General features: G+C 48.8%; 12 protein-coding genes. 4 read left to right on the top strand and 8 right to left on the bottom strand.

Going from position 1 to position 16039, the window contains the following annotated elements:
• The first annotated feature begins 139 nt into the window (after nucleotides 1-139).
• Complete coding sequence (proS, locus tag KO087_RS00425) at nucleotides 140-1582, top strand: proline--tRNA ligase (protein ID WP_215506585.1); 1443 nt, start codon at nucleotides 140-142, stop codon at nucleotides 1580-1582.
• A gap of 52 nt (nucleotides 1583-1634) precedes the next feature.
• On the opposite strand, the gene KO087_RS00420 is transcribed toward proS, so the two are convergent.
• Nucleotides 1635-2936, bottom strand: coding sequence for an ArnT family glycosyltransferase (locus KO087_RS00420; RefSeq protein WP_215506583.1), 1302 nt, complete (start codon nucleotides 2934-2936; stop codon nucleotides 1635-1637).
• A gap of 163 nt (nucleotides 2937-3099) precedes the next feature.
• Between KO087_RS00420 and KO087_RS00415 the strand changes: the two genes are divergently transcribed.
• Complete coding sequence (locus tag KO087_RS00415; RefSeq protein ID WP_215506581.1) at nucleotides 3100-4281, top strand: coenzyme F420-0:L-glutamate ligase; 1182 nt, start codon at nucleotides 3100-3102, stop codon at nucleotides 4279-4281.
• A 54-nt stretch (nucleotides 4282-4335) separates the two neighbouring features.
• On the opposite strand, the gene KO087_RS00410 is transcribed toward KO087_RS00415, so the two are convergent.
• The 7 genes from KO087_RS00410 to murJ form a co-directional block, all read right to left on the bottom strand.
• The gene (locus KO087_RS00410) at nucleotides 4336-5691 is read right to left on the bottom strand and encodes an aldehyde dehydrogenase family protein (RefSeq protein WP_285814615.1); all 1356 of its coding nucleotides are present in this window, start codon (nucleotides 5689-5691) and stop codon (nucleotides 4336-4338) included.
• 241 nt (nucleotides 5692-5932) lie between these two features.
• The gene (locus KO087_RS00405) at nucleotides 5933-6997 is read right to left on the bottom strand and encodes an S-layer homology domain-containing protein (protein ID WP_215506577.1); all 1065 of its coding nucleotides are present in this window, start codon (nucleotides 6995-6997) and stop codon (nucleotides 5933-5935) included.
• Nucleotides 6998-7013: 16 nt separating this feature from the next.
• Nucleotides 7014-11000 (bottom strand): leucine-rich repeat domain-containing protein, encoded by a 3987-nt coding sequence (locus tag KO087_RS00400; RefSeq protein WP_215506575.1) that lies wholly within the window; start codon nucleotides 10998-11000, stop codon nucleotides 7014-7016.
• A 351-nt stretch (nucleotides 11001-11351) separates the two neighbouring features.
• Nucleotides 11352-11780: a DUF3021 domain-containing protein gene (locus KO087_RS00395; protein ID WP_215506573.1), complete on the bottom strand. Its 429-nt coding sequence runs from the start codon at nucleotides 11778-11780 to the stop codon at nucleotides 11352-11354.
• A 10-nt stretch (nucleotides 11781-11790) separates the two neighbouring features.
• Nucleotides 11791-12231, bottom strand: coding sequence for a LytTR family DNA-binding domain-containing protein (locus tag KO087_RS00390; RefSeq protein ID WP_215506571.1), 441 nt, complete (start codon nucleotides 12229-12231; stop codon nucleotides 11791-11793).
• 117 nt (nucleotides 12232-12348) lie between these two features.
• Nucleotides 12349-12654, bottom strand: a complete 306-nt coding sequence (locus tag KO087_RS00385) for a hypothetical protein (RefSeq protein WP_215506569.1) — start codon at nucleotides 12652-12654, stop codon at nucleotides 12349-12351.
• 15 nt (nucleotides 12655-12669) lie between these two features.
• Entirely contained in the window at nucleotides 12670-14232 is a 1563-nt protein-coding gene (gene murJ, locus KO087_RS00380) for a murein biosynthesis integral membrane protein MurJ (protein WP_215506567.1), read from the bottom strand.
• A gap of 98 nt (nucleotides 14233-14330) precedes the next feature.
• On the opposite strand from murJ, the gene KO087_RS00375 reads away from it, so the two are divergent.
• On the top strand, nucleotides 14331-15215 hold the full coding sequence (locus KO087_RS00375) for an N-acetylmuramoyl-L-alanine amidase family protein (protein WP_215506565.1): 885 nt from the start codon (nucleotides 14331-14333) through the stop codon (nucleotides 15213-15215).
• A gap of 9 nt (nucleotides 15216-15224) precedes the next feature.
• Nucleotides 15225-16019 (top strand): AIM24 family protein, encoded by a 795-nt coding sequence (locus KO087_RS00370; RefSeq protein WP_215506563.1) that lies wholly within the window; start codon nucleotides 15225-15227, stop codon nucleotides 16017-16019.
• Nucleotides 16020-16039 lie beyond the last annotated feature (20 nt).

The following is a 16039-nucleotide window of genomic DNA, read 5'->3' as shown; positions in this document are numbered from 1 at the left end:
CGCTCCGGAGTTGTCCGCAAAACGGACCGCTTGTCCCGTTACGACATGGAGGATACCCGATGAGGGTATTGAATTTGGGTGGTACCACGGTTTTTCGTCCCTGAGAAACCGTGGTTTTTTTATAGTCTAGGAGGATAAAATGGCTAAAGACAAGGAAAAATTTGTAAGAGAGATTACAGCCCGCGACGATGATTTCGCTCAGTGGTACACCGACGTGGTTTTAAAGGCGGAAATGGCAGACTACGCCCCGGTTCGCGGCTGCATGATTATTCGCCCCTACGGTTTCGCCGTGTGGGAACGAATTAAGGAAGAAGCGGACAAGCGCTTCAAGGCCACGGGCCACAAAAACGCCTACTTCCCCATGCTGATTCCGGAACATTTGCTGCAAAAAGAAGTGGAACACTTCGACGGCTTCGCCCCGGAAGTGTTGTGGGTTACCCACGGCGGCGACGAAGAACTGGCGGAACGCTTAATCGTACGCCCCACGTCAGAGACGATTATTAACTCCATGTATTCCAAATGGGTGCAAACCTATCGGGATCTGCCGGTGTTAATTAACCAATGGTGCTCCGTCTTCCGCTGGGAAAAGACCACCCGCCCCTTCCTGCGCACGGTAGAATTCTTGTGGCAAGAAGGCCACACGGTCCACGAAACCTACGAAGACGCTCAGGAAGAAACCCTGCGCATTCACGAAATTTATCGCCAAGTCATCGAAGATGAAATGGCCATTCCCGTCATCTTAGGGAAGAAGAGCGAATCGGAACGCTTCGCCGGCGCCGATGCCACCTACACCTTAGAGGCCATGATGCACGACGGCAAGGCCCTGCAATCGGGAACGAGCCACAACCTGGGCCAAAACTTCGCGAAAATGTTCGACATTCAATTCCAAGACAGAGAAGGCAAGCTCGCTACGGCATGGACCACGAGCTGGGGCATTTCCACCCGCTTAATCGGCGGCCTCATCATGGTTCACGGCGACGACCGAGGCATGGTCATGCCGCCTCACGTGGCGCCGACCCAAGTGGTCATCGTGCCCATCGCCATGCATAAAGAAGGTGTCAAAGAAAAGGCCCAAGATCTCTACGACAGCTTAAAGAACCGTTTCACCGTGGAACTGGACGACCGTGAACAATACAGCCCGGGTTGGAAATTCAACCAATGGGAATTAAAAGGCGTGCCCCTACGCGTGGAAATCGGCCCGAAAGACATCGAAAAGAACCAAGTGGTCTTCGTGCGCCGCGACACCAACGAAAAAATCTTCGTTCCCATGGACAACCTGGCGGATACGATCGACGACATGCTTGAAACCATTCAAAAAGAAATGTTTGAAGCGGCGAAAAAACGCATGGAAGAAAATACCTTCTCCGTCACGGACTACGACGACTTCAAGGAAAAAATGGCCGCAGGCAATCCCTTCCTGAAAGGCATGTGGTGCGGCGACGAAGAATGCGAGGCGCAAATCAAAGAAGAAACCACCGCCACCATTCGCTGCATCCCCTTCGAAGAAGAACACCTGTCAGACACCTGTGTCCACTGCGGCAAACCCGCCAAGCACATGGTCTACTACGCAAAGGCTTATTAATTTCACAGAAAAAGCACTCGGACGCATCCGAGTGCTTTTGTTTTGCTCGAAATTAATTTTCCATCTTCTGCTTTTTCAGCCCTTCCCGATAGGCCCGCTTGCCGCGAATGTAGCGCCGCAGGCGCCGGAAGATGTCCACCGCCGCGGGAATCAAGAAGCCGATGGCCACGTAGCGGTAGGGCAATAAGGTTTGGGCGTAGCGATCGAAGACGTAGGCGTAGGCGTACATGTAGACCTGAACCCAGTAGGCGAAGAGCACGAAGTAGGTTTCCGCCACGGTTTTTTTCGCGAGAAGCACCGCCACCGCTGCGGCCATGGCCAGGGTAAAGTCGATCTGCCGCAGGTGGATGATGGGGTATTTCGTTTTGGGAATGACTTCGTCCCAATAAAAGGTATCGAAGAGCATGCTCTTGGGCTTGAGCCACAAATAACTTTTCAGCATGGAATCCCGGTCGTGTTTCCACCAATAGACCATGCGGCCGCGGGCCAGTTTTTCGTCGGTTAAAAGCTCCAGGTAGCGCTGGTGTTTCGCGGAAAATTTGCCGTCTTTGTCTTTTAAGAAGGCGTGTTCTTCCCGCACTTTTTCATCGAAGGGTGCCCGATCCACTTCCTCATCGGTTGGATAGCCTTCGCCCTGATAGGTGCCTAAGAGCAGGGGATTGCCGATGCCGTAGGTGGTGGGAATAAAGGCGCGGAATTGTTTGTAATTGCGCACGCTCCAGGGCAGCATAAAGGCCAAGAGGGCCAAGAAGATCATAAAGGCCTGACCGTAGAGGCGGGTGGAGGGGTATTTCTTGATCCACAAGTAAGGCAGGGGCAAGAAAAAAAGGCAAATGGCCTGGGCTTTGAGCAGAAAGGCCAAGAAGGCGCTTAGGGCCATGATAATGAAGCCCGCCCAGTCTTTTCTGTTGCCCATGCGAATCACGCCGTAGAGGTAGAGGGTCACGAGAAAGAGGTAGGGGGTCTCCGTTAAAATCAAGTTGTCTTGCCAGGCGAAGTCCGGCGTAAAGTACATGAGGGTGGGCAGGACGGCGGCGTAGGTGGGGGCTTTTTCTCTTATGGTGAGGTAAGTAAACCAGGCGGCCAGGGTGCCCATGAAGCACCAGGCCACTTTTAAGGCGAGCCATAGCCCGCGGCCGGTGCCGAAGGCCTTGGCGAATAAGGCGATGAGAGCGGGAAGCCCGGGCATGATCTGGGCACTTACGACGCCGTGCATGGTTAAGGTGGCGGTGCGGTACATGGTAATGCCCGCCTTCATGTAGCTTAAGTCGTCGCTTTTAAGGCTGTAGGCGGCGCCTAAACGGGAAAGCATCCACAGGCGCTCAAAAAAAAGCAACCAAACAATGATAAGCATCACCCAATGGTTGCGGAAAAAATTGTTTCTTTGTCGATACACGCCTTCCACCGGCCGCCCTCCTTTTCCATCTCTTTGATGTTCATCATACCACCTTTTGGCGAAGTATGGTAGAATAGGATAGTCATTTTTACTTTTGAATATGAAAGAGGCGATACGTATTATGAAGCGTTACATTGGAACGACAACCCGAGGCATTCGACTGCCCATCGTAAAGAAAGGTGACAACCTGGTCGACGTGGTTTTTGATTCGGTGAAAAAAGCCATCGAATCGGAAAACATCGAACCGAAGGACAGAGACATTATCTGTGTCACGGAATCTTTGGTCGCAAGAAGCCAAGGCAATTACGCCACGGTAGACGACATTGCCAAGGACGTCGCCGAATCCTTCGACGGCCCCTTCGGCGTTGTTTTTCCGATCTTATCACGGAACCGCTTTTCCACGATCTTAAAGGGTCTGGCAAAGAGCGGCCGCAAGCTCCATATCTTGCTGAGTTTTCCCTCCGACGAAGTGGGCAACCACTTAATGGATGAAAACAAGCTCTACGGCACAGGCATCAACCCCTACCGCGACGTCATTACGGAAGCGGAATACCGGGAACACTTCGGCGAAGAAGTAAAACACGAATTCACGGGCATCGACTATGTGAAGCTCTACAAGGAAATTGCCCCGAACAGCGAAATCTACTTCTCCAACGACCCCCGCACCATCCTCTCCTACACCAAGGACGTGTTGGTGGCAAGCATTCACACCCGGGAACTGATTAAGCGGGAATTAAAAGATTCCGGCGCAAATAAGGTTCTGGGTCTGGACGATGTTTTGGCCAAGGAAAGCACCGAACACGGTTACAATGCCGACTACGGCGTTCTGGGCAGCAACATGGCCGGCCCGGAAACCATTAAGCTCTTCCCGAGAGACGGACAAATCTTCGTCGACGCCCTGCAAAAGCGTCTCAACGAATACTTCGATGCCCACTTCGAAGTCATGATCTACGGCGACGGCGCCTTTAAAGATCCCGTCGGAAAGATTTGGGAACTGGCCGACCCGGTGGTCTCCCCGGCCTACACCGACGGCCTGGAAGGCACGCCCAGCGAGCTGAAGATGAAGTATCTCGCCGATACGGAATTAAAAGATTTGAGCACGGAAGAAATGCAAGCGGCCATCGTGGACAGAATTCACGAAAAAGATGCCAACTTGGTAGGCAAAGACGAAACTTTGGGCACCACGCCCCGTCGTCTCACCGACCTTTTAGGTTCTCTCGCCGACTTAACCAGCGGCAGCGGCGACAAGGGTACGCCGGTGGTCATGGTTCAAGGCTATTTCGACAACTACGCAAACGACTAATCGTCTATTATGAAAGCCCCGAATTGAGTTTCGGGGCTTTTTCTATGCTCAGATTTAAAAAGGATGGTAGCGGAGGGAAAGATCGAAGCGGGGGGATTTTTTCAGCACGGTGCGGGGGCGGGAGAAGGCCTCGTAGCTCCACTTGCCGTGGTAGCATCCCATGCCCGAGGGCCCGATGCCGCCGAAGGGCGCCTTGTTTGACGCCAGGTGCATGAGGGTGTCGTTGACGCAGACGCCGCCGCTGTCCACGGCGCGGATGGCGCGGCGAATAAAGCCTTCGTCCGTTGAGAAGAGATAAAGGGCCAGGGGCTTGTCTTTTTCCCTTAATTCTGTGAAGAGGGCGTCTTCCGATTCGTAGGCGATTACGGGCAGAAGGGGCCCAAAGATTTCTTCCTCGAGGAGCCGCCCCCGAGGATTTTCCACGACGCAGGGAAAGACGTGGAGGCTCTCGTCGTAGAAAATGCGCCCGTGTTTCGTGCGAATGTCCCCCTCCTTCGCCAGCTCCTTCATGCGTAGGTAGCGGCCCCGGTGGTTCATGCGCACGGTTTCGTTAATAAAGTAATCTTCCGTGGGAAAGGCTTCTTCAAAGGCATCGGCGAGGGCATCGATGAGGGCCCCTTTTTGCGACCCGTGAACGTAGACCGTATCCGGCGCCACGCAGGTCTGCCCGGCGTTCATGGTTTTGCCGAAAGCGATGCGCTTCGCCGCCATGGGAATGTCGGCGGTTTTATCGACAATGACCGGGCTCTTGCCTCCAAGCTCCAAGACGACGGGCGAGGGGTGTGCCGCCGCCTGGTTCATCACCGCGCGGCCCACATCGCTATTGCCTGTAAAAAACACCTTGTCGAAGGGCTCGGCCAGTAGGGCTTTCGCCGCCGCTTCCTCGCCGAAGACGAAAGACACCAGGCCTTCATCGAGCACGCTACGGCACAGGGCCTCGAGCACCTTTGCCGTCTCGGGCGCAAACTCCGATGGCTTCACCACCACGGCGTTTCCCGCGGCAATGGCTCCCACCACGGGCAAAAGGCTTAGCTGAAAGGGGTAGTTCCACGGGCTGATAATAAGCACCGCCCCATAGGGCTTGCGGCAAACGGCGAGAGTACTCGGCAATTGGGCCATCCCGGGAAGGGGGCGCAACGTGCGGCCGTAGCGATTCATGTGGCGAATCATGTGGCGGATCTCTTCTTTTACGAGATAGACTTCCGTGAGAAAGGCTTCTCTGGAAGACTTGTTTAAATCCGCCTTTAAAGCGGCGTCGATGGCGCCGCGGAAACCATCGATGCCTTTAAGGAGGGCGTAGAGTTGTTTCTTTCGATAAAGGAGGGGCCGGGTCTTTCCCGAGCGGAAAAAATCCCGGGCCGTCATGTATGCGTCGTGGCTGTTCATTGTTTCACCTCTTTTTAGATTCATACCCTTCGCAATAAAAAAACCGCCGTTGTGGCGGCGGCTTTATTTCACCACAGATGCCGTAATTTATATTAACTCTAAAATAATATATATTAATTAGATTATATTAAAAGGAGCTACTATAGATTTAAGCAAATCAATTCTGAAGTAGCTCCTTTTATCATTTGATTTTCATAATAAGCCTACAGACTTACGGGCAAGGATAATTCTAATGATCTTGCACCACTTCTGCCGGTGGCATTCCTTATCTTTTCCCCATTGTCCTCCAGATGAGAGTAACGATCTGTGCTCTAGTACAATCGTTACTCGGACCAAATGAGGATTCTGTTATCCCTTTTGTTACATTTTCCTTAACTGCCCACATTACCGCTCTTGAGTAGTAAGCGTTTGACGCCACGTCATTAAACGGGTTACTTACATTGACCTCCGGAGACTTTTGTTCTCGCCAAATAAATGTCACTATTTCGGCGCGATTGCAATTTTTATTCGGGCTAAATGTATCTTTGCTTGTACCAAAGCAGATACCTTTTTCTACTGCCCATGCAACTGCGTCGTAGTAATAACTATCTTTCGTAACGTCCTTAAACTTCTTAATAGACGTATTTGAAGTCGGACTACCTGAAGCTCTCCATAGGAATGTAATAGCCTCAGCACGAGTACATACTTTGTTAGGTGAAAAGGTATTGGTGGACGTGCCCTTGGTAACGCCTTTATTGACTGCCCAAGTGACCGCATTTTCATAGTAGGAACCAGACGGAACATCTGTAAAATGATTAACCATTCCACTAAATGCGTCCGGAGTACTCCCTGGAGAAGAACCGGACCCTGCATTTGTTCCTTTTTCCGGTTTGATGGGGCTTCCTGGGCCTACAGGATTATTATGCCCACCAGGTTTAACCGTTCCGCTTGGATTATCTGGATCTTCTGGCTTGACGGTGCCTCCTGGACTGTCCGACCCGCCGCCTACTGTGAACGTATTACTTACAACCACAGAACCGTCATCGTTACTATAAATATAAATATGGTAAGAACCTTTTTCCAATTTTCCCGTCGGGATTTTTTCTTTCATTTTTCCCTCGGCATTAGAATCCCCACTTTTTAACGCAATAACAGAATCTTCTTTCTGAATAGAAATCAGATGATACAACTTGTTCGGATCAAGACCTGTCGAGGCCACTATAACTGTTCCGCTTGCTGCATCATAAGAAGCATTTATTTCAGGCTGTGCTGCATGTACTGGCACAGCTAAAATAAATGATAATAGAATCCCTGCCAATAAAGATGATATTCTTTTACGTTTTTTATTCATAGATATCCCCCATTGACTACAGAGAGGCCGATCCAAAGATTCTACCACCTGCATTTGGTGTTTCGGCGGTCATTTTTGGTTGACGTTCTGTTAGCCATACAGTCACACGATTATCTTTGGCATAAGAAAGGTTCATTAAGCCGTTTTGGGGTACGGGCACTGCGTAAATGGAATTTACACCAGAGGGATTCGTAATTTGAACCAACAGATAATTACCATTTTGCATGTTTGAAACCTTAACCTGAGCCACCTTACCTAATCCTCCATTTCCTTGAGCGACAAGCTTAACGGTGGGTGTTTCTAATGACTCGCCATTTTTTACTCGTATATGAGAGCCGTCAACCAATGCTTCGGAGACCAGTTTATTTTTGACCGCTTCGTTTTGGACTGTAATGACATAGTCGCTTGCCATTCGATAGAATGCATTTGCTCCAACCTTTGATAATGCTGGTGATTCGATAACAATACTTCTTAGCTTATTACAATCTCTAAATGTGTTTTTACCAATAACATCCGTTTTTTCCGGAATGTTAATTTCTTCCAAAGAAGTACAGCCCTCAAAGACGCCGGTCAATTCATCTTCATCCTTTTGAATTAGGTCGCCCAATACCTTCAAGCCACTTCCTAATTTAATACTTCTAAGTCCTGTGCAACCCTCAAAAGTTCCGCCCTTTAATACTTCAATGTCGTTGCTAAGCTCAATGGAATTGAGCCCAGTACAATGAAAGAACGCTTTCTCGCCTATGTTGCTGATTTTCGTCAAATCAATGTCTTTCAGCGCATTACAATTCCAAAATGCAGTATCGCCAATTGATGTTACGGTGGCCGGTAAAATAACTCTTTCCAACTTGGAATCGCGGGCAAAGGTTCCTTCAGGCAATTCCGTCCATGAAGAACCTTCTTCAAAATTTACCTCACGCAGACTATAGTTAAAGAACATCGTACATTTTCCAATATCCTTCACCGTCTTTGGTAAAGAAATTGTCTCAAGTGCGGAATTATCACTTAAGGCTCCATTTCCTAGCTTTTTCAAATGGCTGCCGGGTTTATAAGTGATCGCTTTTAGCTTATGGCAACCGCTAATCGCATTAACCCCTATCGTCTCCACGCCTGAAGGAATTTCAAACATTGTCAACTCCGGAGCTTTGTAGAGAGCATGATCTGATATGGTTTTTACCGTATCTGGTAAATGAAATTCCGTAACAAGGCTATTTAGCAAAGCATTTGATGCCACAGAGATAACATTATAGGATTTGTCTTCATTTTTTATAGTCGCAGGAATCGTAACAATACCTTTTGCTTTAATTTCATTGGACCCATCACCGATTTGAACAGTGCCATTCTCTCCGGAAGCCGGTTCTGTAAGAACTTTATAAAAGACACCATTCACTGTGAAAGAGCCGCTTGGTACAGGTAGTGGCGAGTCCTTTATCTTAACTTGTGCTTCACTAATACCACTAGCTACAACCATGTTTTTTATAGCATTGTTAGTAACTGTCACAACCAAATCGGGTGATGTTACAGAGAATGCACCTTTTGCCATAGAATTCATTTGTGTTGCTAAAATTTCAATGGAAGAAAGGCCAGGGCATTTACCAACGGCGGAGTTTTCAATCTTCTCTACAGATGCAGGGATTTGTAAATTGCTTAAGCTCTCACAATCCCATATTAAATATGTGACCATTGTTTTTAGGCCGGAAGGAAGTTTCAATGTTTCCAGATTGGGGCATTTGTAAAAACTGAGTCGTTCAATTGATGTTACAGAATCGGCAATTGAAATACTTTCCACTTTCGATTGCTGGAATGCAAGAGATTCAATGTTTTCTACGCCTTTTCCAATAACAATCTCTCTCAATTTAGGCGATGTCCCTTGAAACGCATAAGTCGAAATTTTTTTCACGCCCGCCGGTGTTGTGTAGCTAGAGCCTTTTTTATTGGCCGGATATTGCAATAATGATGTCCCATCTTTATTAAATAAGACCCCATCCACAGACTTAAACATGGGGTTATTGTTCGCAACAGTAATTTCTGTTAAACCATTACAGCCTTCTAAAGGCCGCTTGCCAACTTTATTTAGAGAAGCAGAATAATGAAAATTAGTGATCGAAGTAGATTGGAAGGCATTCTCTCCCAAACTATTTAATTGATTGTTTTTTGTCAAGCCAATGCTTTTTAGTGCCGTGCAGTTATTGAATGCTTTGTCTTCAATAATCTCCAAGGTGTCAGGCAGTTGAATGCCCTTTAAACTATTGCACCATTGAAATGCGATTTTACCAACTGTTTTTAGCCTACTCCCCACGGGGATCACGACTTCTCGAAGTGCCTCATCACACCAAAAAGCCTGTTCTTTTATTGTTGTAAGGCTTGCAGGCAAACTCACCTTTTGTAAATCGCTGCAACTGCTAAAAGCCATCTCGCCAATTTCTGTAATGCCCTCCGGAAGATCAACTGTTCTTAGACCACTATAGGAAAAGGCATCTTTTGGAATAACCTTTAACTTGGGAGATAGGGTTATTTTCATCAAGTTGCTGGCCATGCAAAAGGAGCTTTCGTCTATTTGTTCTACGGTAGAAGGCATTTCAAAAGATGTTAATTGCGCTCCGCGGAATGCACTTTTCCCTATGGTTTTAATTCCTTCCGGTAAAGTCACCGAAGTAAGTTTGGAACCTTTAAATGCATAGGGAGCAACGGATACGACAGTATAGTCCTTTTCATCTCTCTTGACATTAGCCGGAATTGAAAGGCTTCCATTAGCATCGGTTGCTAAAGTTTTTCCATCCCCAATTTGGACTGTTCCTTTTTGACCGTCATTCGCCTCAGACAACACCTTGTACATCACACCATTGACTACAAATGTTGGCTCGGCAATTGGTGCTGATAGCGTAATGTTATCGTCAGCGATGCCAGAGGATTTCAACAGCGTTCTAGTTTCTTCAGAAGCAACCACAAACTTAAGATCACTACACCCATAAAAGGCATTTCTTCCAATGGAATGCAACGAGGTTGGGATGGTCAATGTTTCAAGCCTAGAACAATTCCAAAAAGCCAAGTCTCCTATTGACTCCAAGCTATTACCCAGGTCCAGTGACGTCAAGCCAGTAGATTTGGAAAAGGCATACTTTCCAAGGACTTTAACTCCTTCCGGTAATTTCACACTTTGAATATTGCTATTGTTCGCGAATGCATAATCCCCTATGTTTTTTACTGAAGCCGGGACAGTAAAGTCTGTATCTTTTTTCCCTTCAGGATACTTTATAACTGTCGTTTTATCCGCTGAGTACACCACTCCATTTTCACTGGCATAGAGTGTGTTCCCTTGAGTAACAGATATATTCTTTAAGCTAGGACAATTGTTGAATACATTCTTTCCCATTGTAGTTAAACTGGCCGGTAGAGTTATAGATGGTAACTGCTTATTATGTGAGAAAACTTCGTCTCCGAGGGAAGTGACCCCTTCAGGTATGACTACAGAAGTTAATTTACTACACTTCGTAAAAGCTGACGTACCTATCGTCTTTACTGAAGCAGGTATATTGATAGATTTAATAGATGTAGTGTCAAATGCATTGTCTCCAATAGCTTGTAACTGACTATTTTCTGCAAATTGGACGTCGCTCAATGATGTTAAATCTGAAAAAGCAGATTTGCCGATTGAAGTCACTGAAGCAGGTATTGTCACGCTACCTAAGCTATTTTCCTCTGTACTATTATCAAAGGCTTTGTCTCCAATAGCTACTACTTTAAAAGTTTCGTTTTTATCATTGGTAACAGTTTCTGGTATTTGAAGGCTCTTTTTGTTAATAGTCATAGAAAATTTTCCATTACCAACTTGGACGGCCCCAGGAGTGTCCTCTGTTTTATCTTTTATGACTTTATATGTTATTCCATCTTTTTCAAATGTGTCTTTCTCCCCATCTGCAAAAGTTGCTGATCCCATAGATGTAAATATAAGTAACAAGGATATTATAAATGACGCTATGCGTTGAAATAGTCTGCCTCTCATGTCTGTCCTCCTTTTTATAAATAATCTGCCTTGGCGCTTTATGCGAATTGCTGCCCATGAAACTAGCAAAATATAAGCTAAATTTTTAAGTGCCTTTCATGTCATTTCCTCCGATCTAATACCTGCTAAGTGACGCCAATAGTAGTGGCCTTAAATCAGACCCTTTTGCTACGATTAGCTTCTTGATAGATATTATCATAACCGGCATTCTATGTAAGCTTTTTTCCGAAGATTGCCTCATGCTAGATTTGCACTTGACTTGGCTTGACAATTCAAGCCATAAAAAAGAGACAAACCTCGAGTTTTTATCGAGGTTTGTCTGCAGTCTGACCGCCGTCATGGCGGCGGCTTTTATTTCAGTTGTCGATTCATTTTTTCCACCATACGCTTTTCCTTAAAGTAGATGGCGATCCAAATGATGAAGTAGATCGCAGCAAAGGAAAGGACGGAATAAAGGACCGAGGTCGGGTCTGTGAACCACTTTAGGTAAAATCCCACGAAGACAAAGTAGACGAGAAGGATGAAAAAGTGCAGGCCATGCATAAGGTAGAATGCGCCTTTCTTGCTTTTACAAAATTCGCCGCACAGATAGGACACGAGGCCGAAGCCGCCGTAGCAGAAACACTGAATGATTTTCGCATAACCGGGGGCCGCGGTATCGACAAATTCCGATACGCCGACGATGTTCATGCCCAGTCTGATGGAGACAAAGGCTTCGATAAGGGCACCGATGCCCACGCCGATTAAAAAAGAGACCATCGCATTTCTTAAAGTTTTCATAATAGACCTCCTAAAGTCCCAGGGCTTCTTTAAATGCCCGCAGGTTTCGCCGAGATACGTAGACCACGTCGCCGTTTTTCATTTCCACGGCGATGGTTCCCGTAAAGCTTAAATCCAATTTCTTCACGTAATCTAAATTAATGATGTCGAAGCGGGATATGCGCAAAAAGCGGTGGGCCCTGAGGCGCTCTTCGCAAGCGGCAAGGCTCAGCCTGAGGCGGTAGATCTCGCCCCCCGCCACGGCGTAAACCGATTTGTCTTGGGCATAGATCCGCAGGGTATCACCGTAATCAAGAAGAAAGACCTCTTCTTCCTTCATGCCCACTAGCTTTTCGATGGCTGCCGTATTTAATGCCTCTCGTAGTTTTTCCACTTCTTCCGTCATGGTCCGGGTGTAAATTTTCACCGACGGCTGCTCGTAAGCGTCGTCTAAAATGATTTCGACCTTCATGTCGCACCTCCTGCGTTTATAGTAATGGACGGGACGGATAATTTCCGCTGTTTTTCGACAAGCGGTATCTTTTTTCTCCCGAGCGGTACAAAAAAAGGCACCCGCAGGTGCCGCAATTTATATTTCCATGACGCCGTTGGTCACAAAGAGCCGGGTCACGCCTAAGAATTTTTCCGCATCGATGATGATGCAGTCTCCCTCCACTTCGGTGTAGTAGGGGTAGTACACGTCCACGCCGCGATCCTCGCACTTTTTGTAGACGATGGGATCTTTCTTCGGCAGACCCTTGGATACGGTGGCGCTCATGACATCGGCGACACCGCAGCAGGCCATCTCCGGCGTATCCACGGAGAGGGCGGTGATGTTTTTCTTTTTTACATAGGCCATGGCGGCGTCGGTTAAGCGGGCGCTGGTTGCTTTCATGGGTATCCTTTCTGTTTATGCGATTTTTTTCTTCATGAATTTAATGGCCACGATTTTTTTAATGTCCTTTACTTCTTTTAAGCCCAAGAGATCCAGGATAAAGAAGTAGAGTACGGAGGAAAGGGCCACGGTGAGGGTGAAGAGAATGAGTTTGACGGCGTTGCCCGCATTGCCTAAAAGGCCGAGGCCGCCGAAATAGAAGTAGTAGGCGAAGGCCCCCATAATCACCGAGGCGATGACGGTTTTTACGGTGATCTTCACATAGCTTCGCATGCCGATGTGGCCGATTTTCTTTCTCAGCATGGTGAAGGAGAACCAGGTGACCACGGTTTGGGCGATGGACACGGAAAGTGCCAGGCCGTTGATGCCCATGGTGCGTACCAAAATCAAGTTGCATCCCACATTAAAGAGCACATTGACCACGCCGAGGTAGAAGGGGGTCTTCGTGTCTTCCAGGCTATAGAAGACCCGGTTTTGCACATTGTTCACGGAGATGGACACGAGGGCCAAGGTGTAGAAGCGGAGGCAAATTGCCGTGGCGTCGGCATCGGCTTGGGTGAAGACGCCGCGCATAAAGGCGAGTTCCACAATGGGCTGCGCCAGGACGATAAGCCCGGCCATGGCGGGAATGGTGATGAGGAGCACGGAGCGCACGGAGCCGTTCATGATCCGCTTGCCTTTTTCCATTTCTCCTTCGTCGAAGGCCTTGCTCATGGCGGGATAGATCACCGAGGTAATGGCGGTAATAAAGATCCCGATCACGAGCACATTGAGCTTGTTGGCGTAGTCCAGGCGACTCATGGAGCCGGAGGCGAGGCCCGATGCCAATGCCCGGTTGACCAAGGTGTTAATGTTGTTGACGCTGACCGTAATAATGGCGGGAATGGCCAAGAGCAGGGTCTGCTTCGTGTGCTCGTCTTTTAGATCCAGCATGGGCTGAAAGCGGTAGCCCACACGGTGGGAGCCGTACCAAACGCAGATGTATTCCGCCACGACGGCGAGAACGGAAACGATGGTAAGGCCGTAGATGCCGAATTTCGTGGAGAAGATCATAAGGTAGCCCAGATACACCAGGTTCAACCAAATGGGCACCGATGCGGCGATGCCGAAGCGGTTGTGGAAGTGTAAATAGCCGGTGAAGATCCCCTCGTATGCGGAAAAGACGATGACGGGCATACCCAATTGAATGAGCTGCACCGTAAGGGCCTTGGTCCGCGGATCGAAGCGGGGGCCGACGAGCATGGTCAGAAGGGGCGCCCCCACAATGCCTAAAATCATGATTAAAATCGTAAGCAAACTTACGATGGAAAAGATGTTGTTGGTAAATTTATGCTTGCCTTCTTCTCCGTATTTGGAAAAGACCGACTGTAAACTGGGGATAAAAACGGTACTGATCCCCATGACGATGTACATACTCACCGTCGACGTTGCCGATTGGGCGGCGACGAATGCGTCTTTTTCAAAACCTGCCCCGAATATGGCGGCCACCATGGACTCACGGACGAAGCCCATCATTTTTCCGATAAGGGAAAATAAAATAATGAGCACCGTGGATTTGGCGATGGATGTCTTCTTCATACTGCCTCCTTACAAAGCTACATTATACCAAATGAAGAGGCGAGGAACTCAAAAGTTTTCCAAAGATCTATGGTAAAATGAGAGAAAAGGAGCGATTTATGAGAAAATGGATTATCGGTGCCATCCTTCTCCTTCTTGTGACGGCCGTGGGCCTGAAAATTTATGCCGCAAAAACGGAAGCGGCCCTTACCCGCCAGGTAAAACAGGAACAGGCGCGGCGCGAAGAAAGAGAAGAAGCCCGAAAAAAAGAAGCGGCGAAGAAAACGCCGCCGAAGGAAGTGAAAAAAGAACCGCCTGCCCCGGCAGAGATGCCGAAAGAGAATCCGCCTCAGGCGCAAACGCAGGTTCCTGCAGGCACGGGCCCCATCGTCGCCATCGACGCCGGCCATCAGGCCCACGGCAATCCGGAGAAAGAAACCATCGCCCCCTCGTCCAATGAAATGAAGGCGAAGGTAACTGACGGCACCCGCGGCGTGGCCACGGGCATCTACGAATATGAATTTAATCTGACTTTCAGTCGATGCCTGAAGCAAAAGCTGGAATCGGCGGGCTACCGCGTGGTGATGATTCGCGATTCCAACGACGTGGATCTTTCCAATCAGGCGCGGGCGGCCATCGCCAATGATTCCGGGGCGGATGTGTATTTAAGGATTCACGCCAACGGCGGGCCGAGGGCGGTCGCAGGCATCGAGACCTATTATCCGTCGAAAAATAATCCCGACGTGGGCCATTTAAGCGACGCATCCATGCGCCTTTCGGAGCTGATTTTAAGCGAAATGGCCGCCGCCACCTCGGCGAAGCCCCGCGGGGCCATCGCAAGAGACGATTTAACAGGCACCAATTTCGCCCATATGCCCACGAGCCTCATCGAGTGCGGCTACATGTCCAATCCCGAGGAAGACAAAAAACTCAACGACCCCAATTACCAAGAGGCCATGGCCTTAGGCATATTGCGGGCCCTGAATCGCTATTTCCAAAGATAAGGAGCGACTATGTTTACCATCCACAATTTTACCGACAACGACGACATTCGCATTGTAGAAGAAAAAGGACCTTTTCAGGTGCTGGAATACAAGCGGGATCTTTCCGTGCGCAGAGAAGAAGCCATGGAGGCCTACTTCGCTTCTCAAATGAATGTAAGGAAGCGGCAAGTGTACTGCGATCTTTCCAAGGGCGATGTCACCGTCCAACCCGGAGCCATGCAATGGATGCTGGGGGATGTAAGGGCCACCACGGGAATTAAGGGCGCCAAAGACTTTTTCGGCAAGGCCGTAAAGGGCAGCCTCTCCGGCGAAAGCGCCATTAAGCCGGAATACACGGGCACGGGACGCTTGTGCCTCGAGCCCACGGATGTGTATATCCTGCTGGAAGACCTGGCCGATTGGAACGGCGCCATCATCTTAAAAGACGGCCTTTTTATGGCCTGTGACGGAAAACTCGAGCAAAAAGTCGTGGCACGCACCAATGTCTCTTCCGCTTTCGGCGGCATGGGCCTCTTTAATCTGAGCCTCAAAGGCAACGGCGTCGTGTGCCTCGAATCCCCTGTGCCGAGGGAAGAGCTCATCGTCATCGATCTCGTGGACGACGTGCTGAAAATCGACGGCAATTTGGCCCTGGCCTGGTCCAACAGCTTGGAATTTACCGTGGAACGAAGCGGCAAAAGCTTAATCGGCTCCGCCGCCAGCGGCGAAGGCCTGGTCAATGCCTATCGAGGCACGGGCCGGGTGATTATGGCGCCGGTGAAGGACGTGCGCCGGCAATTGCAAGATGCCGTGAAAAACGATTAATGCCATGTAAAAAGCCTCCG

This window comes from Peptoniphilus rachelemmaiella, assembly GCF_943169845.1.
GTDB classification, from domain to species: domain Bacteria; phylum Bacillota; class Clostridia; order Tissierellales; family Peptoniphilaceae; genus Aedoeadaptatus; species Aedoeadaptatus rachelemmaiella.
Note: the sequence above shows the minus strand (reverse complement) of the source record. Positions and strands in the feature narration are given on the sequence as shown.